Source organism: Chryseobacterium sp. (genome assembly GCF_008014695.1).
Classification (GTDB): Bacteria; Bacteroidota; Bacteroidia; order Flavobacteriales; family Weeksellaceae; genus Kaistella.
In genome coordinates, this window is the sequence record NZ_VOXE01000001.1 from 333,966 (window position 1) to 354,442 (window position 20,477).

Annotated in this window: 18 protein-coding genes; 15 read left to right on the top strand and 3 right to left on the bottom strand. The window is 40.6% G+C overall.

The window, feature by feature from the left end; all coding sequences use genetic code 11:
* The first annotated feature begins 48 nt into the window (after positions 1 to 48).
* The 9 genes from priA (at position 49) to gldG (ending at position 12,629) form a co-directional block, all read left to right on the top strand.
* Complete coding sequence (gene priA / locus FUA25_RS01595) at positions 49 to 2,496, top strand: primosomal protein N' (RefSeq protein ID WP_147755146.1); 2,448 nt, start codon at positions 49 to 51, stop codon at positions 2,494 to 2,496.
* Positions 2,497 to 2,702: 206 nt separating this feature from the next.
* Positions 2,703 to 4,106, top strand: coding sequence for a D-alanyl-D-alanine carboxypeptidase/D-alanyl-D-alanine-endopeptidase (gene dacB, locus FUA25_RS01600; RefSeq protein ID WP_410493455.1), 1,404 nt, complete (start codon positions 2,703 to 2,705; stop codon positions 4,104 to 4,106).
* 77 nt (positions 4,107 to 4,183) lie between these two features.
* Positions 4,184 to 6,112: a M1 family metallopeptidase gene (locus FUA25_RS01605; protein WP_147755148.1), complete on the top strand. Its 1,929-nt coding sequence runs from the start codon at positions 4,184 to 4,186 to the stop codon at positions 6,110 to 6,112.
* Positions 6,113 to 6,272: 160 nt separating this feature from the next.
* On the top strand, positions 6,273 to 7,598 hold the full coding sequence (locus FUA25_RS01610; RefSeq protein ID WP_147755149.1) for a BspA family leucine-rich repeat surface protein: 1,326 nt from the start codon (positions 6,273 to 6,275) through the stop codon (positions 7,596 to 7,598).
* Positions 7,599 to 7,739: 141 nt separating this feature from the next.
* Entirely contained in the window at positions 7,740 to 8,936 is a 1,197-nt protein-coding gene (gene kbl / locus FUA25_RS01615) for a glycine C-acetyltransferase (RefSeq protein WP_147755150.1), read from the top strand.
* Between the two features lie 33 nt (positions 8,937 to 8,969).
* Positions 8,970 to 9,617: a hypothetical protein gene (locus FUA25_RS01620; protein ID WP_147755151.1), complete on the top strand. Its 648-nt coding sequence runs from the start codon at positions 8,970 to 8,972 to the stop codon at positions 9,615 to 9,617.
* Between the two features lie 35 nt (positions 9,618 to 9,652).
* Positions 9,653 to 10,210, top strand: a complete 558-nt coding sequence (locus FUA25_RS01625; RefSeq protein ID WP_147755152.1) for a CopD family protein — start codon at positions 9,653 to 9,655, stop codon at positions 10,208 to 10,210.
* A gap of 22 nt (positions 10,211 to 10,232) precedes the next feature.
* Positions 10,233 to 10,961, top strand: coding sequence for an ABC transporter permease subunit (locus FUA25_RS01630; protein WP_147755153.1), 729 nt, complete (start codon positions 10,233 to 10,235; stop codon positions 10,959 to 10,961).
* Positions 10,962 to 10,973: 12 nt separating this feature from the next.
* On the top strand, positions 10,974 to 12,629 hold the full coding sequence (gldG, locus tag FUA25_RS01635) for a gliding motility-associated ABC transporter substrate-binding protein GldG (RefSeq protein WP_147755154.1): 1,656 nt from the start codon (positions 10,974 to 10,976) through the stop codon (positions 12,627 to 12,629).
* A gap of 73 nt (positions 12,630 to 12,702) precedes the next feature.
* On the opposite strand, the gene FUA25_RS01640 is transcribed toward gldG, so the two are convergent.
* A complete protein-coding gene (locus tag FUA25_RS01640; RefSeq protein WP_147755155.1) occupies positions 12,703 to 13,131 on the bottom strand; it encodes a DUF4268 domain-containing protein in 429 nt (142 codons plus the stop codon).
* A gap of 76 nt (positions 13,132 to 13,207) precedes the next feature.
* Here FUA25_RS01640 and FUA25_RS01645 point away from each other — a divergent pair, with 76 nt between their 5' ends.
* Positions 13,208 to 13,501: a putative quinol monooxygenase gene (locus FUA25_RS01645; RefSeq protein WP_147755156.1), complete on the top strand. Its 294-nt coding sequence runs from the start codon at positions 13,208 to 13,210 to the stop codon at positions 13,499 to 13,501.
* Here the strand turns inward: FUA25_RS01645 and lipB are convergent.
* Positions 13,498 to 14,220 carry a lipoyl(octanoyl) transferase LipB gene (gene lipB, locus FUA25_RS01650; RefSeq protein ID WP_147755157.1) on the bottom strand — a complete coding sequence of 241 codons (723 nt, stop codon included), beginning with the start codon at positions 14,218 to 14,220 and terminating at the stop codon, positions 13,498 to 13,500. The genes FUA25_RS01645 and lipB overlap by 4 nt on opposite strands.
* A gap of 58 nt (positions 14,221 to 14,278) precedes the next feature.
* On the bottom strand, positions 14,279 to 14,848 hold the full coding sequence (locus FUA25_RS01655; protein WP_147755158.1) for an anthranilate synthase component II: 570 nt from the start codon (positions 14,846 to 14,848) through the stop codon (positions 14,279 to 14,281).
* A gap of 124 nt (positions 14,849 to 14,972) precedes the next feature.
* On the opposite strand from FUA25_RS01655, the gene FUA25_RS01660 reads away from it, so the two are divergent.
* The 5 genes from FUA25_RS01660 to FUA25_RS01680 all read left to right on the top strand — a co-directional run bounded on the left by FUA25_RS01660 (position 14,973) and on the right by FUA25_RS01680 (position 20,464).
* The gene (locus FUA25_RS01660; RefSeq protein WP_147755159.1) at positions 14,973 to 15,191 is read left to right on the top strand and encodes a hypothetical protein; all 219 of its coding nucleotides are present in this window, start codon (positions 14,973 to 14,975) and stop codon (positions 15,189 to 15,191) included.
* Complete coding sequence (locus FUA25_RS01665) at positions 15,191 to 15,598, top strand: c-type cytochrome (RefSeq protein ID WP_147755160.1); 408 nt, start codon at positions 15,191 to 15,193, stop codon at positions 15,596 to 15,598. Before FUA25_RS01660 ends, FUA25_RS01665 begins: the two co-directional genes overlap by 1 nt.
* 110 nt (positions 15,599 to 15,708) lie before the next feature.
* On the top strand, positions 15,709 to 17,406 hold the full coding sequence (lysS, locus tag FUA25_RS01670; protein WP_147755161.1) for a lysine--tRNA ligase: 1,698 nt from the start codon (positions 15,709 to 15,711) through the stop codon (positions 17,404 to 17,406).
* Positions 17,407 to 17,648: 242 nt separating this feature from the next.
* Positions 17,649 to 19,583 carry a DNA topoisomerase (ATP-hydrolyzing) subunit B gene (gene gyrB, locus FUA25_RS01675; protein ID WP_147755162.1) on the top strand — a complete coding sequence of 645 codons (1,935 nt, stop codon included), beginning with the start codon at positions 17,649 to 17,651 and terminating at the stop codon, positions 19,581 to 19,583.
* A gap of 74 nt (positions 19,584 to 19,657) precedes the next feature.
* Complete coding sequence (locus FUA25_RS01680) at positions 19,658 to 20,464, top strand: RsiV family protein (RefSeq protein WP_147755163.1); 807 nt, start codon at positions 19,658 to 19,660, stop codon at positions 20,462 to 20,464.
* Positions 20,465 to 20,477: the final 13 nt, after the last annotated feature.

The following is a 20,477-nucleotide window of genomic DNA, read 5'->3' on the forward strand; positions in this document are numbered from 1 at the left end:
TGCCGCACCGCAAAATTTCTAAATCAGATAAATTTCTAAAAAATTACCTTGACTTTCGCCCAGATCATTTTACCGCTTAACCTAAAAGGGACTTTTACCTATAAAGTTCCCGAAGCTTTAGTGGAAAAACTCGAGCCGGGAATGCGCGTTTTGGTCCCGTTTCGCGGCAAAAAAATATACACGGGAATTGTTTCGGAAATTCACAGCGAAAAACCCGAAACCTTCGTTCCGAAAGAACTGATTAGTATTCTGGATGATTTTCCGATTCTGCCGAAAGAACAGAACCTTTTCTGGAACTGGCTTTCAGAATACTACCTCTGCAACCTGGGTGAGATTTACCGTTTTGCTTTTCCTTCCTCATTAAAGCTGGAAAGTGAAACCTATCTGAAACTGAAACCCAATACAACTGTTGATTTTGAGCATCTGGATGTGAATGAAATGTACCTGATCCAAGCGCTCGAAGTGCGTCAGCTCATCAATTTAACGGAAATCGAAGCGTTTATTCCAAAGAAGGACATCGTAAAAACGATCAATGCGCTCATTGATCTGCAGTATATTGAAATTGATGAAAAAATTACCGAGAAATACAGAGCTAAAGAAGTTGCGTATTTAAAGATTAATGAGGAAGAACTGAAAAACAGAAAACTTCCCGAAATTCTGGTCCAGCTGAAAAGGTCGCCAAAGCAGCAGGAACTGTTTCTGATGCTGCTTGAAAAGCAGACCGAAAATCCCGGAACACCGCTGCGGAAATCCGATATCTTCGGAGAAGGAAACTTTGCGCATGCGCACTTGAAATCTTTGACAGACAAGAATCTTGTACAGGAATATTTTCTTCAGAAAGACCGTCTGGAGACCTACAGTGGCGAAACCGAAGAACTGGACGAGTTGAGTGAAGCGCAACAACTTTCAAAAATTGAAATCGATACAGCATTTGCTGCAGGCAAAAATGTGCTGCTTCATGGGGTTACTTCTTCGGGCAAAACCCATATTTATCTCGAGAAAATTGAAGAGACCGTACAGAACGGAAAAAATGTTCTTTTTCTGCTTCCGGAAATTTCCCTCACCAAACAGATTGTTCAGCGCCTCGAAAAAAAATACGGAAATAAACTCGGTTTTTATCACCAGAAACTGACTGATTTTGAAAGGGTAGAGGTCTGGCGTAAAATTAAAAACAACGAACTGAAAGTGCTGATCGGAACAAGGAATGCGCTTTTTCTTCCGTTTCAGAATCTAGGCCTTATTGTCGTGGATGAGGAGCACGATTCTGCCTACAAACAGCGGGAAGTTTCACCATTTTTTAACGGAAAGGATGCCGCTCAGGTACTGGCCAACTTTTACAGAGCCAATGTCATTCTGGGTTCTGCAACGCCGTCTGTTGAGTCATATTATCTTGCAAAAAAAGACAGAATTCGTTACGTGTTTCTTGCCGAACGTTTCGGCAAGGTGAAATTACCGGAGTTTGAAATCATCAACTTTAAAGAAGAGCAGGATTCAAAAAAGATCATCGGCAATTTTTCTTTGAAATTGATTGATGAAATTAAAAACGAATTGGAGCATAAAAAACAGACCATGATTCTCCACAACCGTCGCGGTTATGCCAATGTGGTGGAATGTGAGACCTGTGGTTATGTAAATTACTGTTCGAATTGTGATGTGGTCATGACTTATCACAAATTTTCGAATGAAATGAAATGCCATTATTGCGGACAGAAAGCTGCCAAACCGAAAGTCTGTCCGAAATGCCATTCCGAAAACCTGAATGAACGCGGAGTGGGCGTGGAACAGATTCATGAAGAAGTGTCAAGGATTTTTCCGGAGGCTGAAGTCGATAGGATGGATGTGGATTCGATGCGCAAAAAGTTTGCCTACGAAAAACTCTACGAAAAGATTGAAACCGGCGAGACTGAAATTATCGTCGGAACACAGATGATTTCCAAAGGCCTGGATTTCGACAATATTGAACTCGTAGCTATACCAAAAGCGGATTCGTTGCTTTATGTGCAGGATTTCAGGGCAGATGAAAGAGCATATCAGCTCATTACCCAGGTATCCGGAAGAGCCGGAAGATTATCGGGTGAAGGTAAAATTCTGATTCAGACCTATAATCCTCAACATCTGGTTTTCCAGCTAATTAAAGAACATGATTCAACGAAAATTTACAGCCATTTTCTGGAAGAACGAAAGAAATTTCTTTATCCACCTTTCGTTAAATTGATCATGATCGAACTCAAACACCGAAAGGAAGACAAAGTGAACCGCGCTTCACAGTTTCTGGGATCGGTGCTGAGAAAATATCTGCCAGAAGAATGCATTCTGGGCCCTGAAAAATCTCCAATCGGGAAACTGAATCTGCTGTATCAGTTTCAGATTATGCTTAAGCTGCCGCGGGGCAAAAAATACGCCGAATATAAAAATCTTGTAGAAGCCAGTCTGGAGGAATTTGATGAAATCACTGCTTACCAAAGCATTAAAAAGATGATTTTCGTGGATTTTTAAGAAACTTTAACGCTTTTTTGTAGGTTTTAAGGCTGGTAAGTGACGGTTTATCAACAATAATTTCTATTTTTGAGCGTTCGATAGATGTTTATGCGTTCAATCTTATCGAAAAAAGAAGAGTTATTCAGATAATCAAATAAATATTTTAAATGATTAAACTAAAAAAAATCATTGTCCCGGTTGCTTTTGCGTTTTCAGCGTTAGCAATGGGACAGGGAACTTTCGCCTCGTCAACTTACCCTCAATCATACGAAAATCAACCTTCCAGTGCCGTTAAAGATGTAGTATCTTCAGAAAAACTGCTCACAGCAAAGGAAATTGTTGACATTAACATCAATTCGATGGCTACTGATCCTGTTCTTCGCAATGCGAATTGGGGTTTTGTAGTGTATGATCCGAAGACAAAAAAAGTTATTTCATCTTACAATGAAAGCGAGCCGTTGGTTCCGGCTTCTACAACAAAGCTGCTTACCACAGAAACCGCTCTGAATCTTTTAGGAGAGAAATTCCGATGGATTACACAACTGGAATACTCAGGCACATTGAACCCTGATGGTATTTTGGATGGCAATCTTTATCTTGTAGGCAGCGGCGATCCCTCCTTAGGGACCAATAAAGCAGGTGCCCAGTCATACAGCACCATTGTTGCAGATTTTCTGGCTGCCATGAATAGTAAAGGCATTAAAAAAGTAAACGGCAACATCATTATTCAGACGGCGGTTTTTAAACTGAATAAAACCCAGAAATTGCCCGAAAACATTGTTTGGCTGGAAAACGGAAACTATTATCTTCCGGCAGGAACCACCTTAAACATCAACCCGGCCAACGAAAAACTCATTTCAAAACAGTCGAATCCTTTTTCTGAAAGTAAAAATTATTATTACATCTCACCGTACATCCAACAGATGGTTTATGCGGAAAAATTCGAAAACGGAGGTGTTACCACAAAACTACCCGATGCTCCGGCTTATCTTGCGAATGCTTTAAGAACTGCCATGGTAAAAAGCAAAATGCCTATTACAGGGAAAGTCATGACGAAAATGAATGATGCTGAACCTGAAAAAAGAGAAATTATTACTTCTTACCTTTCTCCAACATTAGCTGAAATCCTGTTTTATACGAACCAGCACAGCGATAATGCACTGGCTGAAGCTACTTTGAGAATGGTGGGTTTTCAGAAAAAAGGCGATCAGACTTTGGAATCAGGAAGAGCAGTGGTTTTAAATCACCTCACTTCCGAAGGATTCGACACAGCAGGTTTGAATTATTTGGATGGAAGCGGCCTTTCACATTATAATAAAGTTACACCCATTGCTCAGGTTAAGTTTCTGACCTCGCTGATGAACGAGAAATATTTTAAATCGTATTTCGATTCTTTACCTGTTGCGGGACAAACCGGGACGCTTAAAAGGATGTTCGCCGGACCCGGAAATGGGCAGATATTTGCTAAAACTGGAACTTTAAACAAAGTGAAGACACTTGCAGGATATATGAAAACAAGTTCAGGCAGGACTCTGGTATTCTCCTTGCTCATCAATAATTATGCAGGCTCTGTGACGCAGGTCAAGGCTAAAATGGAAAAGATTCTGGAGCCGGCGCTTAATCTTTAAATAATACACCAAATTATATTAAAAACCTTTCTTCCATGATGTTGAAAGGTTTTTTTATCTTAGCAAAAATAATTTAAGTGAAAAAAATATATTTATTTCTTCTGTTATCGCTTTTCAGCGTAGCAGTTTCAGCTCAGAATGAAGAGCTTGAAAGAAAAGCACTCATTGCAAAGGAAATCAGCAATTATAATAAGATGGTTGAGTTTAATGTGAACCCAAACACCTTAAATTACGATCTGAAATATCAGCGGATGGATCTTACCCTTAATCCGGGTGTTTACAATGTTTCCGGATCGGTGACTTCACATTTTACTCCCAATCAGAATATCAGCAGTATTTATTTTGATTTGACTACTGCATTAACGGTTTCTCAGGTCACCTATCACGGAACAAACGTGACATTTCAGCAGCTTCCTACAAAAGAACTGAAAATCGATTTCCCTGCGCAGTTGCCCTCCAATACTTTGGATTCCCTCACCATTCATTATTCCGGAGCACCGGATTTGGCAAATAATGCATTTGCAAATCACATGCAGAGTGGGACGCCGGTGCTTTCCACCCTGTCGGAACCTTATGGCGCTCAGGATTGGTTTCCTACCAAACAGAGCATGAATGACAAAATTGACCGCTTCGATTTTAAAATCACAACGCCTAATCAGTACAGTGTAGCGGCTAATGGTAAAATGATGTCGGAAACTGCACTTGCAGGTAATCAGAAACTCACTTTCTGGAGAACACAGTATCCGATGGCAGCCTATCTGGTAGCGGTTTCCATAACCAATTTTACCAAGATTAATGACGTCATTGGAACACCGCCTTTCCCGTTTGTAAATTATGTTTATCCTACAACAGCGGCCAATACCGGCTCTATGGCGAACATTGAATGGACCAAACAGGCCATGTCAACGTTCGAAACGTACTTTGGACCTTATCCGTTCCGAAATGAAAAATACGGACACATGGAATATGGGTATTCCGGAGTCTGTATGGAGCACCAGACCATGAGTTCCATGAGTGGATGGGGAAAAGGTGTCATCGCACATGAACTTGCCCATCAGTGGTTTGGTGATAAAGTGACCTGCGGAGACTGGAACGATATCTGGCTCAACGAAGGTTTTGCTACTTTTGGAGAACACCTTGTGAACGAAAAATTGCTGATGAATAATGCTGACTTTCTCAACTATCTTTTATCACAGAAAAATTATATCACCAGTTCGACAGGAGGAAGCACTTATGTAGATGATGCTTTTCTGTCTAATCAGAACGTTATATTCAGTGGCAGGCTTACTTATGCCAAAGGAGGCTATATATTACGCATGCTGAAATGGATTTTAGGCGATGCAGCTTTTTACCAGGCGGTACAGGACTACCATTCAAGACCAAATTTGGCATATAATTATGCGAAATCCACCGACTTGAAGGCGTCATTGCTTCAGTCCACCGGTAGGGATTTTACCGAATTCTTCAATGATTGGCTCTATGGGCAGGGTTACCCGACTTACACCATTAAATGGGCTCAGAATACTTCAAATACCAATCTTGTCTTTCTTGTTTCTCAGGTGCAGAGCCATTCTTCAGTGAGTTTCTTTGAGATGCCGTTACCGATCAAAGTAAATGGTACAGGCGGACAGACCGCTTATTTCGCGCTTAATAATACTTCCAACAATCAGTACTTTAATCAGCCAGTTTCATTTCCGGTCGCGAGTGTAGAATTCAATTATGATTACCAGATTCTGGAGAAGAACAGCACCGTAACCAACGATATAACCTTAGGCGTAAAAACATCCGAAAATGAAGAATTTACAATGTATCCAATTCCCGCGAAGAATGAACTGTTCTTTAAAGGCATCAGCAGAACCACCGGCTTTGAGATCTATTCTATCGACGGGAAGCTATTGAGAAAAGGTACCTATACTCCTTCAGGCTCAATTAATATTTCAGAACTCGTTCCCGGAACCTATGTCATGAGCATAAACGGCAAGCATATTAAATTCACGAAAAAGTAACAGATAAACTCGATGCATTTCCCAGTGGCTACATAAACATCCAACATTTAACAAAAGGAAATTGTTTTCTGATAGAAACTCCAAATAATAAAGGAAAAGTGAAATTTATTAAAAATTAAAAAAGCGTAATTACGTTTGCCAATAAATAGCATTATTCACTATGAAAAAACTGATCACTGTCATTATCTGCTTCTTTTTTTTACACATTGCGAAAGCTCAGAATGAGTTTATTACTGTCTGGAAGCCTGGAACTTCCCAACAAATTCAGTTTCCGGGCAGAGGCACTAATTTTAACGTTGCATGGGAAGAAGTTGGATATCCTCAGCATAACGGGAATTTAAGTAATGTAAATTCTACTCTGGAATTTACAGTTAATTTTGGAAGTCCACTAAATCCAGTTCCTGCAAACACAACTTACAAAATAAAAATAAGTGATGGCAATGGTAGCTTTAATCAAGTAAGATTCTTTGACAGCACAGGCACCTTATCCTATTTAAATTCAGATCATGAAAAATTACTTGAGATTGCGCAATGGGGAAATATACAGTGGCAAACATTCGACAATGCCTTCGTGTGGTGCAGTAATATGAATGTTACTGCAACAGATGCTCCTGTTCTGACGAATGTTACCCAAATGAATGAGATGTTCTTCTTCTGTTTCTCACTTGTGGGAAATCCCAGTTTTAATACGTGGGATACTTCCACAGTCACTAATATGTATTATATGTTTGGTGACGATTCTTTGTTCAATGCCCCAATTAACGAATGGAACGTTAGTAACGTAACCAATATGTCTTACATGTTCGATGTTGCAACTAATTTTAATCAACCACTCAGTAAGTGGAATACAGCAAATGTAATAACAATGCAACATATGTTTCATTCAGCGAGTTCTTTTAACCAAGATCTGAGCAGTTGGAATACTGGAAATGTTACCAATATGAACGAGATGTTTCATGCTGCAACTGCTTTTAATCAGAATATTGGAGCGTGGAATCTCAGCTCATTGGTCAATGGTGTGGATATGCTTAAATTTTCCGGGCTCAACTGTCAAAATTACGACAACGCTTTATTTGGTTGGAATAACAACCCTCAAACCCCCAATAATATTGATCTTGGATCCGCACTGCCGCTCAATTACAAACATCAATCTGCCATAAACGCCAGAACCAATCTTATTAATTATAAAAATTGGTTAATTACGGGCGATAGTTATAATTCTGCCTGCACTTCGATTCTAGGGACGGACGAAACTGATATAAAATCTTCGCTTTCAATTTATCCGAATCCGGCAACGCATTCAATCTTCATAAAATCTAAGGAAAAAATAAAATCTGCAGAAATAATAGATGCTTCAGGAAGAGTTATTTCAGGAGTTTTAAATCCTGATGGAGTAATAAACATTAAGCAGTTACCAAAAGGAAATTATTTTCTGAAGATAGAAACTTCAAACAATAAAAAAACGGTGAAATTTATTAAAAATTAAAAAGCGTGATAAAGTTTACCAAAATAGCAAAATCACTATGAAAAACTGATCAGTAAAATGCAATTTACAGGTCTTAACTTTTAAAAGCCTTCAGTTTGAAGGCTTTTTCTTAAATTAGCAGGTCAAAAAAATCCAACAAACATGATTTCACCAAAGTACCTCGAAAACCTTCAGAACGAACTTACCAATATCAAGAACGACGGCCTTTTTAAGACCGAAAGAATCATCACTTCACAGCAAAGCGCCGAAATAGAGGCGAACGGGAAAAAACTCCTGAACTTCTGTGCGAACAATTACCTCGGACTTTCGAACAACCCTCGCGTGATGAAGGCTTCTCAGGACATGATCGAAAGCCATGGTTACGGCATGTCATCGGTACGTTTTATCTGCGGGACTCAGGACATCCACAAAGAACTGGAAGCCAAAATCTCCAGATTCCTCGGAATGGAGGACACGATTCTTTATGCCGCGTGTTTTGATGCGAACGGTGGGGTATTCGAACCGCTCTTTTCTGAAGAGGATGCCATAATTTCTGATGAACTCAATCATGCCTCGATTATCGACGGGGTAAGGCTATGCAAATCGGCACGATACCGGTACAAAAACAACAATATGGAAGACCTGGAAGCTCAGCTCATCGCTGCTTCCGGAAAAAATCACCGCTTTAAAATCATCGTAACCGACGGGGTATTTTCAATGGACGGGATTGTTGCGAACCTGAAAGGCGTTTGTGACCTTGCAGACAAGTATGATGCTTTGGTGATGGTGGATGATTCCCACGCAACAGGTTTCATCGGCAGAACCGGCCGCGGAACCCACGAAGCCAATGAAGTGATGGGAAGGGTAGACATCATTACTTCGACGCTTGGAAAAGCATTGGGCGGAGCGTTAGGCGGATTTACCTCCGGTAAAAAAGAGATTATCGATATGCTCAGACAGCGTTCAAGACCGTATTTATTCTCAAATTCACTCGCTCCCGGAATCGTAGGAGCAGCTATGGAAGTGCTCGACATGATTTCTGATGACACTTCGCTTCGCGATCAGGTCATGGAAAATGCAGAATATTTCCGTACCCATATGAAAGCGAAAGGTTTTGATATTCCGGACGGCGATGCCGCAATTGTTCCGGTAATGCTGTACGACGCGCCTTTATCCCAAAAGATGGCGGAAAAACTTATGGACGAAGGTATTTATGTCATCGGCTTCTTTTATCCCGTAGTACCGAAAGACAAGGCAAGGATCCGTGTTCAGCTTTCAGCAGCGCATACGAAAGAACATCTCGATAAAGCCCTGGCTGCTTTCGAAAAAGTTGGGAAAGAACTGGGAGTGATTTCCTAAAAAGGGAAAATCCCAAACACTTTATTGAAGCGTATGAAAAAATTAGTTCTTTTAATTGCTGCTGTATTCTGCGGCACTGCGAATGCGCAAAGTTCAGATTATAGAAATATTGTTACCGTAGGTACTGTTTCTGCATTGGCATCCAACCGGTGGACTGTAGGGTATATGCATGAACTAAACGAAAAAATCTGGTTGGGTGCAGAAGTTGGTGTTGGGGCACGTCCTATCGCATTCAGAATGGATGACTGGATTACAGAATTCAGCTCCTTTGAAATCCGCCCTGAAATTTACTACAGTCTTGCTCCCGACCGGAAATCGAAACATTTTCTGTCAGCTTCCCTGTTTTATGTCAATACGCAGCAGCATTTAAAGGATGGTGATTTCTCTGAAAACGGAGCCAATTATACTTACGACGAAACGGATTACCAGAAAACCAAGAAAGGTGTTGGGGTCAACTACAGTTTTCTGATGCTGAAGGAAGGCGGAAGATTTGGAGTAATGCCTAAAATAGGCATCGGTTTACCGGATGTAGATATTAAATATGAGAATACCGTGGGCAAAACTGAAACGCAGGGACCAACTGATGATTTTTCGCTGGGTTTGGCGGGAATGAATTCTGATGCCGGTTCCCATACTCGATTGAACATGTATTTCGATATAAAATTGTTTTACAGATTTTAACTGTGTTTAATTATCTTTGCACCTAAATTTTTCCGATGCTTTATACCGTCATCAAAGCCGTTCACATCATTTTTATGGTCAGTTACTTTGCCGGGATCTTTTACCTGGTCCGGCTGTTTGTCTATTATAAAGACACGGATGAATTCGAAGCAACCAAAAAACAAATCCTTCGCGAACAATATGTTTTCATGGCCAGACGTTTATGGAACATCATCACTGTTCCGGCGGGAGTCATCATGCTTTTAAGCGGTATTACGATGATTTTCCTGAATTTGGGTTTGATGAAAACACCGTGGTTTCATTTGAAACTGACGTTTCTGGTGGGGTTGGGAATCTATCATTTCTGGTGCTGGAAGAAAGTATTGCAGATGAAAAATTTGAACGGAGAGCTATTACCAATTTCCAATGTAAAACTTCGGCAAGCCAACGAAATCGCGACATTTATCCTTTTTCTCGTGGTATTTACGGTAATTTTAAAATATTCCGTCATCGAATACTGGTGGCAGTTGATTACAGGATTTATCGCGTTGGTTGTAGTGATAACATTGACGGTGAAACTCGTGAACAGGAGAAAATCAAACAATAAGAATTAAAACCATACCTCATTCATACGCAATGAAAGCAATTTTTAAAAAAGAACTTTGGAGCTATTTCGGGAACTGGAGCGCGTGGCTGATCATCGCTGCATTCAGTCTCATCGGAACGCTATTCCTGTTTTTCTTCGAAAACGATTCCAATATTTTCGATATCGGAACGGCTACTTTACAGAGTTATTTTGTTCTGGTACCGTGGCTGCTCATGTTCATTATTCCGGCGCTTTCGATGAAAACGCTGGCCGAGGAACAGCAGTCGGGAACATTGAGCTGGCTTTTTTCGCAACCGGTAAAGGTTTCTGAGATTGTTGTTGGAAAATTCCTGGCCGTTTGGGTCGTGGGAATTCTGTGTCTGTTGCCCTCTCTCATTTATCTTTATACAGTCTATGTTTTGGGAGTTCCGGTTGGCAATATTGATTTTGGAGCTACCTTAGGAAGTTATTTCGGACTGATTCTGCTTATTGCGGCATTTGCATCTGTCGGAATTTTAGCCTCGTCGCTTTCTCAGAACCAGATTATGGCGTATCTGTTAGGCGTTTTCATGTGTTTCATCCTGTATTTCGGAATAGAGCAGCTCGCAAGCTACAAACTCCTTGGCGGTGCAGATTTTTTCCTTTCCAACCTTGGATTTTACAAGCATTTTCTCGGTTTCACAAGAGGTCTGGTCGACAGCCGGGATCTTTTCTATTTCCTGCTGGTTATTGGGATCTGTTTGTATCTGTCTGAAATTTTTGTCGAAAAAAAGAAGTAATCATCACTCAAAATGAACAGAAATAATATCATTTATACGGTTATCGCAATTGTTTTGCTGGCGGGAGCTTTTGGCCTCTTTTCTTCAAGAATCGACTTAACGAAGGAGAAACGTTACACCCTGTCTGACTCCACCGTAAAAATCCTGGAATCGGTGAATAAACCGATGACGATTGATGTATATCTGGAGGGGGATTTCCCGGCCAGTTTCAAACAGCTGCAGAACGAGACGAAATTTATGCTCGAGGAATTCCGCAAGATCAATCCGAAAATCGATTACCGTTTCATTGATCCGATCAAAACAAAAATGTCTCAGGATACGTTGATGGCCATGGGAATGCAGCCTTCGAAACTTACGGATATGAAGGACGGAAAGATTTCTGAAATCTATCTTTTTCCTTACGCAGCCATCAAATACGATTCCCGCGGAACTTCGCTTCCGCTCATCATCAGCCAGACGGGGATTGAATCTTCGGAACAGCTGACAAAATCCATTGAAAATCTCGAATACAATCTGGTATCGAATATTAAATCCATCACCCGCCCGACAAAAAAGAATGTGGGGATCCTCATCAACCACGACGAACTGAATCCGCAACAGTTTCATGGATTCATGCAGATGGCGCTCGAAAACTATAATGCAGGTCCTATTATTCCTCAAAACCAGATTGAACTTACGCTTGCCGATGTCCCAAGACTCAAGAAAATGGACGCGCTGGTCATCGCCAAACCGAGAAAAGCTTTTACCGACGGTGAAAAAGTGATTATCGACCAGTTCATCATGAATGGCGGAAAGACTTTGTGGATGATGGATGCTGTGAATGCTGAAATGGATACGCTTTTCCGTTCAGAAAAAATCATGGCTTATCCTGTGGAAAATAATATGACGGATTTTTTCTTCAATTATGGAATCCGCATCAATTCAGGTTTGGTAAAAGACCTTAAGAAATCGGCACTCATCAGGCTTCAGGCCGGTGAAGTCTCCGGAAATGCGCAGTATGCAAGCTTTCTCTGGCCATATTTCCCGCTTGGAATTGCAGACCGACCCAATCCGATTACCAAGAACATCAATCCTGTAAAGTTTGAGTTCCCAACTTCCATTGATACGTTGGGAAGAAAAAACATCAGAACCAATGTCCTTTTCGAATCCAGCGAAAGAACCAAAATCAAGCAGGTTCCGAATTTTGTGCAATTGGGAGAAATTGTAACCGAAGATTCCATAAGACCCAATGAAAGACCGGAAACGCCGAAGATTTTCGCGGTTTCTCTGGAAGGAAAATTTACTTCTGCTTACGCTGCACGAAGCGAAAAAAATGCTTATCCCGGATTCAAAGCACAGAGTTCTGCCAATAAAATGATTGTAATTGCAGACGGCGATGTTGGAAGAAACCAGGTTTACAAAGGTAATCCGCTGCCTTTGGGGCAGGATCTTCTCACGAAACAGACCTACGGTAACGAACAGTTTTTACGAAACGCGTTGGATTATCTGCTGGATGACAGCAATCTGATGCAGCTCCGGAACAGAAATATAGAAGCGCGACTTCTGGACCGGCAACGAATTGATGAAGAGAAAAGCTACTGGCAGTGGCTGAATCTGCTGTTGCCTTTGGCCATTATCGGTTTGCTCGGAGGCGTATTTTACTGGTGGAGAAAGAAAAGATTTTCTTAAAATTAATGACAAAAAAGGCTGAATTAAAATGTTCAGCCTTTTTATTTAAGTTTTCAGTACACCAATTAATCTTTTAAACATCCTTGATATAATCTTCGTACTCGTAGTAAAAGTGTTCGAAGCCTTCCATCTTTTCAATAAAAAACTCAAAAATTTCGGACCAGGTGTTTTTGTTGAATATGGTGACGTTTTCTTTGGTGACCCAAATGCGGGAAATCACTTTTCCGTTTTCAAGCGTGTAAAATTCATCCTTCTGAAAATCCCCGATATGGTCTTTCAGCATGTTTTCCAGAGACCAAATCTTTTCATAATAGACATTGCGGAAGAGTTCATCCTTCATTTCGATATCGAGTGAAACTTCGGCTCTCTTATTGTCGGCAGAAAATTTAAAGGAAAAGTCCTTGATTTTGGTATCGTACAGAAGCCATTTTCTGGGGAAACTTTTTCCGAAGGCAATCCAGAATTCCTGCTTTAACTGTTGTGCTTCCTGTTTGCTGAACATCTATATTTTTAGGGATTTATTCTTGTTTACCGGCTTTTAATGCCTGCTTTTTCTTATTTTTGAAAAAACAAAATTAATGAAAAACCTGTATATCGTCGCACTGTTTCACTTTAAGGAAAATTATATGATGGACGCGATTGAACTGCTGAAAAAACTGGTAAGCGAAACACGCAAGGAAGAAGGATGTCTTCAGTACGATCTAATTGAAGACACTTCCAATAAAGGGACATTTTTCCTGGTTGAACTTTGGGAGACTGAAGAGCATCACCATAAGCACAGTGCGGCAGACCATCTTTTCGAGTTCCGTAAAAACGCCGCTCCGATGTTTGAAAAATCGGCAGAAGTGTACCGCGGGTCGAAAATATTTTAAGAAATTACAGCATCAAATACTTCACAGAAGTGTTTTTTTATTGTTTCTTTCAACGCTCCAATTTCTTCCTCAGAAAATTCCCTTTCCAGTTCTCTTTTTAATGAAGTCACTGATTTGTCTTTTATCCCGCACGGAATAATGTATTCGAAATACCGCAGATCGGTATTCACATTCAGCGCAAAACCGTGCATGGTTACCCATTTCGATGTTTTTACGCCCATCGCGCAGATTTTTCTTGCGTATGGTTTGCCGACATCCAGCCAGACACCCGTTTCACCTTCGCTTCGTTCGCCCTTTAATCCATATTCAGCAATCGTCCGGATGATGACTTCCTCCAGATTTCGCATGTACAGATGGATGTCGGATTTGAAATTGTCGAGATCCAGAATAGGGTAGCCGACAATCTGTCCAAAACCGTGATAGGTGATATCGCCGCCGCGGTTTGTCTTCACAAATGTGGCGTTGATTTCATTCAGTTTATCCGCATTCAGGAGCATATTGTTTTCATCACCGGATTTTCCTAACGTGTAAACATGAGGATGTTCAACAAAAAGCAAATAATTGGGTGTTTCTTCATATTCACCATCGGTGCGGTCGCGGTTTATCAGTTTAAGGTCGATGATTGCTTTCATCAGTTTTTCCTGATAGCTGAAGGCCGGTTCGTAATCCATTAAACCCAATTCCCGAAACTGCAAATTTTTATTTTGTGTAGCCACCATTGGTTTTCTCAGTTTTGAAGCGCAAATTTATGAATTTAATTTATTATGCACTGAATAATTAGTGAAGCAGAAAATTCTTAAGAACATCTTTTCCCAAAGGTGTCAGAATACTTTCCGGATGAAACTGAACCGCATGCAGATCATATTTACGGTGCTGAACGGCCATAATCATCCCTTCCTCGTCGATGGCGGTAATTTCTATTTCTTCAGGAAAATTTTCCGGATTTGCTGCCCAGCTGTGATACCTTCCTGCCTGAAATTTATCTGGAAATCCTCTGAAAATGACCGCGTTTTTATTTAAAATTTCAACTTCAGTTGCGACGCCATGATAGATTTTATCTAAGTTGATGAGGCTTGCACCAAAAGCTTCTGCAATGGCCTGCAGACCAAGACAGACCCCGAAAATAGGCTTTTTACCGGCAAATTTTTTAATAATTTCAAGCAGAATTCCCGCTTCTGCAGGGATTCCCGGACCGGGGGAAAGAACTATTTTATCGAATTTATCCACTTCTTGAAGCGCGATTTCATCATTCTTGGCGACAAAAACATTTTTACCGATAATTTGCTCCGTCATTTGAACAAGATTGTAGGTAAAACTGTCGTAATTGTCAAGAATCAGAATTTTCATTCCGCAAATTTAATAATAATGGGATCTTTCAGACTTAATAATTTCAGCTAATAATGGAAAATTTGGTCTTAAAAAGTTGACAGTTCACCACGGAATCTTTATTTTTGCTCAAATTAAAATCAGAATGAAAAAAATCCTAACAATGGCATTAATCGGTGGTTTGTTTGCCGCAAGCTGCTCAAAAAAAGAAAACACCTACCAACAGGACAGTAACACCATGTTGGCAGAACCTGAAGTAACGGTATCCGATACTGCACAAACCACTTCAGATAAGGCATCGTTGGGTACGCCGATGCCCAAAGCAGATTCTACAGCGGTAAACGATTCCGCGGCAGTAAAATAATGAAGGTGAATAAAATTTTCATCAGTTTCTCGGTAGCTTTATTTCTTTTTGCATGCTCGAAAAAAGAGTCATCTTCTGTTCCGGATCATCAGTCCGTCGCAGTAACGAAAACTGAGGAAAAGCTTCCTGAAGTTGATTCGGCTGCAGATATTACCGAAGGAAAAGCTTTAATAGAAGGTGCAGACTGTATGACGTGTCATCAGATTTCAGAAAAAATGATAGGACCATCTTATATGGATGTTGCTGGGAAATATGAAAACACGCCCGAAAATGCAGCGCTCCTTGCTGGAAAGATTATTGAAGGTGGAAGTGGTGTCTGGGGAAGTGTTCCAATGGCAGCGCATCCGGGAATGAGCCGTGACAATGTAAATAAAATGGTTGCATACATTCTGAGCCTTCGAAAATAATATTGATCCAAAGAATTCATGAACAGTCGGTCCCGACTGTTTTTTTTATGCCTGTTCAACAAAAAAATTGCATAAAAAACACTAAATTTGCCCCTTAAAAGCAATAAGAAATGCAGTTATCAGAACAGGAAATAATCAGAAGAGAAAAGTTGGCAACCCTTCAGAAAATGGGGATTGATGCTTTTCCTGCTGAAGAATATACCATAACCGACACCACGAAATCCATCAAAGAAAACTTTGAAGAAGGCAAAAAAGTAAAGATTGCCGGAAGGCTCATGAGCCGCAGGATTCAGGGGAAAGCGAGTTTTGCTGAAATCCAGGATTCCGAAGGCAGGATTCAGGTGTATTTCAACCGTGATGAAATCTGCCCGGGCGAGGATAAAAGCCTTTACAATGAAGTTTATAAACATCTTTCGGACATCGGTGATATCATCGGTATCGAAGGTGAACTCTTTAATACGCAGGTTGGAGAAATGACTGTGAAAGTGGAGCATTTCAAAATTTTAACCAAATCTTTGCGTCCGCTTCCGCAGCCCAGAACCGATGAAAACGGAACAGTTCACGATGCCTTTAATGATCCCGAACTCCGTTACAGGCAGCGTTATGTGGATTTGATTGTAAATCCGCAGGTGAAAGAGGTCTTTGTAAAAAGAACGAAACTCTTCAATGCAATGCGTACGTTTTTCAATGATGCAGGTTATTTTGAAGTGGAGACACCGATTTTACAGTCGATTCCGGGTGGAGCTGCTGCAAAGCCGTTCATCACGCATCACAATGCACTGGATATTCCCCTGTATCTAAGAGTTGCGAACGAATTATATTTAAAAAGACTTATTGTAGGCGGTTTCGACGGCGTTTATGAGTTTTCCAAAAACTTCAGGAACGAAGGGATGGACAGAACCCACAACCCGGAATTCACGGCGATGGAGATTTATGTTGCCTACAAGGACTATAACTGGATGATGGATTTCACTGAAAAACTGCTCGAATTCTGTGCTATTCAGGTAAACGGATCTACAGAAGCCACTTTCGGGGAACATCAGATCAATTTTAAAGCGCCTTATCCGAGAATTTCGATGACCGAAGCGATCCAGAAATTCACCGGTTTTGACATTACCGGAAAATCTGAAAGCGAACTGTTCGATTTTGCAAGATCAATTGGGGTCGACGTAAACGAAACGATGGGGAAAGGAAAGCTTATCGATGAGATTTTCGGGGAAAAATGTGAAGGAAACTTTATTCAGCCGACTTTTATCACCGATTATCCTGTGGAAATGTCGCCTTTAACCAAAAAACACCGCAGCAAAGAAGGTCTAACCGAACGTTTTGAACTCATGATCTGCGGAAAGGAGGTCGCAAATGCCTATTCTGAACTGAATGATCCGATCGACCAGCGCGAGCGTTTTGAAGCGCAGCTTTCGCTTTCTGAAAGAGGAGACGACGAAGCCATGTTTATCGACAACGATTTCCTGCGCGCTCTGGAATACGGAATGCCGCCAACTTCTGGATTGGGAATCGGGATGGATCGTTTGATCATGTTCTTAACGAATAATGCTTCCATACAGGAAGTGCTGTTCTTTCCACAGATGAAACCTGAAAAAACGGTGCCGCAGATCGAACTGGGAGAAGATGAAAAAGTGATATTGGAGATTTTAAGTTCTCAGGAAGAACCTTTTTCCCTAAATGAAATTAAAGAACGAAGCCAGCTCTCTGGCAAAAAGTGGGATAAAGCCACAAAAAATCTCTCGAAATACGAAATGATTAAAGTTGAAAAAACAGAAGATGCTGTTTTGATGAAACTTGTTTAATGATTTTTAAGAATCGATAAAGCGGGCTTCGGTCCGTTTTTTTTATGTATTAAAACCAGATAATTTGGAGTGTTTTCGTTAAATTTATTTATGAAAACCATCCATTTTATCATCCATTAAACTTTCATAAATCAAAAAAAATCACGATATTTGTAGGTCTTTGCGCCACGCAAAACAATCAAGAATTTTAAGTATTAATTTAATTTGCTGGAGACAGAAATGCAGCCGGCATCGCAAAAATTATGAGTCAAAAAGAATATACAGCGAGTAGTATACAGGCATTAGAAGGAATCGAGCATGTAAGGCTCAGACCTTCGATGTACATTGGAGATGTAGGAACCAGAGGTCTTCACCATTTGGTGTATGAAGTAGTCGATAATTCAATTGATGAGGCTTTAGGAGGGCATTGTGACACCATTTCGGTGGTCATTCACGAAGGAGAAAGTATTTCTGTAAAAGATAACGGACGAGGAATTCCTGTAGATATGCACGAGAAAGAGCAGAAATCTGCACTGGAAGTGGTAATGACCAAAATTGGAGCCGGTGGAAAATTTGACAAAGATTCCTATAAAGTTTCCGGTGGTCTTCACGGGGTTGGAGTTTCGTGTGTGAATGCACTTTCCACTTCTCTTATTGCAACCGTTAACCGTGACGGAAAAATATATCAGCAGAAATATTCTGAAGGAAAAGCGCTTGAAGATGTTCACCAAATAGGAAAGACTGATGAAAGAGGAACGGAAGTGTTTTTTCAGCCGGACGCCACGATTTTTCAGGAAACGGTGTACAATTATGACACGCTGGCTGCCCGTTTGCGGGAGCTTTCTTTCCTGAACAAAGGAATTACAATTACTTTGACCGATGAACGACATAAGAATGAAGACGGAACTTTCGTTACCGAGATTTTTCATTCTGAGGGCGGTCTGAAGGAATTTGTTGAATACATCGACGGAAACCGTGAATCCATCATGACCAACGTAATTTTCATGGAAGGCGATAAAGATGATATTCCGGTAGAAGTAGCCATGCGTTACAATACCTCTTACACCGAAAATCTGCACTCTTATGTGAATAATATCAATACCCATGAAGGCGGAACTCACCTTGCAGGTTTCCGAAGGGCTTTAACAAGAACACTGAAAAAATTTGCCGATGAACTCGGTCTTCCTGCAAAGGAAAAAGTGGAGGTAACCGGTGATGATTTCCGGGAAGGTCTTACTGCGGTAATCTCCGTTAAAGTGATGGAACCTCAGTTTGAAGGCCAGACCAAAACAAAATTGGGGAATTCTGAAGTTTCAGGCGCGGTAGATAAAATTGTAGGCGAAATGCTTTCGAACTTTTTGGAAGAAAATCCTAACGAAGCGAAAATTATTGTTCAGAAAGTTGTTTTGGCTGCAAAGGCAAGACAGGCTGCGAAAAAAGCGAGAGAACTCGTACAGAGAAAATCGCCGATGGGCGGAAGCGGGCTTCCGGGAAAACTTTCCGACTGTTCTTCAAAAGACCCTGCGATTTCTGAACTTTTCCTCGTCGAGGGAGATTCCGCAGGTGGAACAGCAAAACAAGGGCGTGACCGTCATTTTCAGGCGATCCTTCCTTTAAGAGGTAAGATACTGAACGTGGAAAAATCCATGCTGCACAAAGTGTACGATAACGAGGAAATTAAAAATATTTATACCGCTTTGGGAGTTTCCGTTGGAACTGAAGAGGATAGCAAGGCTTTAAATATCAGTAAACTCCGTTACCACAAAGTAGTGATCATGACCGATGCAGATATTGACGGTTCACACATTTCTACCCTGATTCTGACTTTTTTCTTCCGTTACATGAAGGAACTGATTGAGAACGGCTATATTTTCATTGCGCAACCGCCTTTATACCTCCTCAAAAAAGGAAACAAAAAAGTGTATGCTTACAACGAGAAAGAGCGCGAGGAATTTACCCTCGAAATGGCTCCGGACGGAAAAGGAGTGGAAATTCAGCGTTACAAAGGTCTTGGGGAAATGAATCCGGAACAGCTTTGGGAAACCACCTTGAATCCGGACGGAAGGATCCTGAAACAGGTAACGATCGAAAGTCTTGCAGACGCCGACAATGTTTTCTCGATGCTGATGGGTGATGAAGTTCCACCACGACGGGAATTTATTGAGAAAAATGCAGTATATGCTAAAATTGATGTGTAAACATTAAATACTATCTATACAGAAACCGTTCAGTTTTGGACGGTTTTTTGTATTCAAACCGAAAAATAAAAAAAATGAAAACCTATATTCAGGCTGTACTGGTTTTAGGACTTTTAAGCTGCAGCAAACCGGAAAAGACATCAGTGAAAAACGTTCAAAACAATGATGTCAGGCAAGTTCAGCCGGATTTGTTCAAGCATGATTCAATAATGGTGGAAGATTCGCTGAAGGTAGACGAAAATCTTACTTTCTCTTTTAAATCCAGCATTCTTGTTTTCCCCAATATTTCAAACAAAAAACTTCTTGACAGTATTTACGCGAAAGAACAGATAAAACTTTCAGAATATTCTGCAGAAAATCTTCTAAAGGAGTTGAATTCCCAAAAGGATAAATATTTTTCTGATTCAAAGGAGTCATTAAAAGAATGGAAACCGGACTTCAAACAAACCTGGAACCAAAATTCAGCCATGAAATTATTTTCTAAAATAAATGATATCATGACCATTCAATATTCAGGCGACGGATATACGGGAGGTGCTCACGGTTATTATTATGAGTTTTATAAAGTTTTTGATGCAAAAAACAATATCACTTTGCAGCTTTCAGACGTTGTGCAGAACCGCGACCCGAAAATCTGGAGTAAAATTCTGATGGACAATTACCTGAGCAGCGAAAGCGGGCATGCACAACCCAATATGCTCCTGGTAAAAGAAATCCCTTTGACGAAGAACTTTTATTTCGACACCAAAAATTTGTATTTTCTTTACAATGAGTATGAGATTGCAGCTTATGCAAGCGGGCCGGTTCTGTTGAAAGTTCCTTTTTCCGGAATCAAGGAAATGCTGAATCCTGATTTCAAATCTAAAATGAACATTCAATAAATTCCGTTTAGAA

Coding starts and splice junctions, on each gene's coding strand:
- dacB (WP_410493455.1), top strand. CDS start 2,703: ATGGGACAGGGAACTTTCGCCTCGTCAACTTACCCTCAATCATACGAA.
- FUA25_RS01610 (WP_147755149.1), top strand. CDS start 6,273: ATGAAAAAACTGATCACTGTCATTATCTGCTTCTTTTTTTTACACATT.
- kbl (WP_147755150.1), top strand. CDS start 7,740: ATGATTTCACCAAAGTACCTCGAAAACCTTCAGAACGAACTTACCAAT.
- FUA25_RS01620 (WP_147755151.1), top strand. CDS start 8,970: ATGAAAAAATTAGTTCTTTTAATTGCTGCTGTATTCTGCGGCACTGCG.
- FUA25_RS01625 (WP_147755152.1), top strand. CDS start 9,653: ATGCTTTATACCGTCATCAAAGCCGTTCACATCATTTTTATGGTCAGT.
- FUA25_RS01630 (WP_147755153.1), top strand. CDS start 10,233: ATGAAAGCAATTTTTAAAAAAGAACTTTGGAGCTATTTCGGGAACTGG.
- gldG (WP_147755154.1), top strand. CDS start 10,974: ATGAACAGAAATAATATCATTTATACGGTTATCGCAATTGTTTTGCTG.
- FUA25_RS01640 (WP_147755155.1), bottom strand. CDS start 13,131: ATGTTCAGCAAACAGGAAGCACAACAGTTAAAGCAGGAATTCTGGATT.
- FUA25_RS01645 (WP_147755156.1), top strand. CDS start 13,208: ATGAAAAACCTGTATATCGTCGCACTGTTTCACTTTAAGGAAAATTAT.
- lipB (WP_147755157.1), bottom strand. CDS start 14,220: ATGGTGGCTACACAAAATAAAAATTTGCAGTTTCGGGAATTGGGTTTA.
- FUA25_RS01655 (WP_147755158.1), bottom strand. CDS start 14,848: ATGAAAATTCTGATTCTTGACAATTACGACAGTTTTACCTACAATCTT.
- FUA25_RS01660 (WP_147755159.1), top strand. CDS start 14,973: ATGAAAAAAATCCTAACAATGGCATTAATCGGTGGTTTGTTTGCCGCA.
- FUA25_RS01665 (WP_147755160.1), top strand. CDS start 15,191: ATGAAGGTGAATAAAATTTTCATCAGTTTCTCGGTAGCTTTATTTCTT.
- lysS (WP_147755161.1), top strand. CDS start 15,709: ATGCAGTTATCAGAACAGGAAATAATCAGAAGAGAAAAGTTGGCAACC.
- gyrB (WP_147755162.1), top strand. CDS start 17,649: ATGAGTCAAAAAGAATATACAGCGAGTAGTATACAGGCATTAGAAGGA.
- FUA25_RS01680 (WP_147755163.1), top strand. CDS start 19,658: ATGAAAACCTATATTCAGGCTGTACTGGTTTTAGGACTTTTAAGCTGC.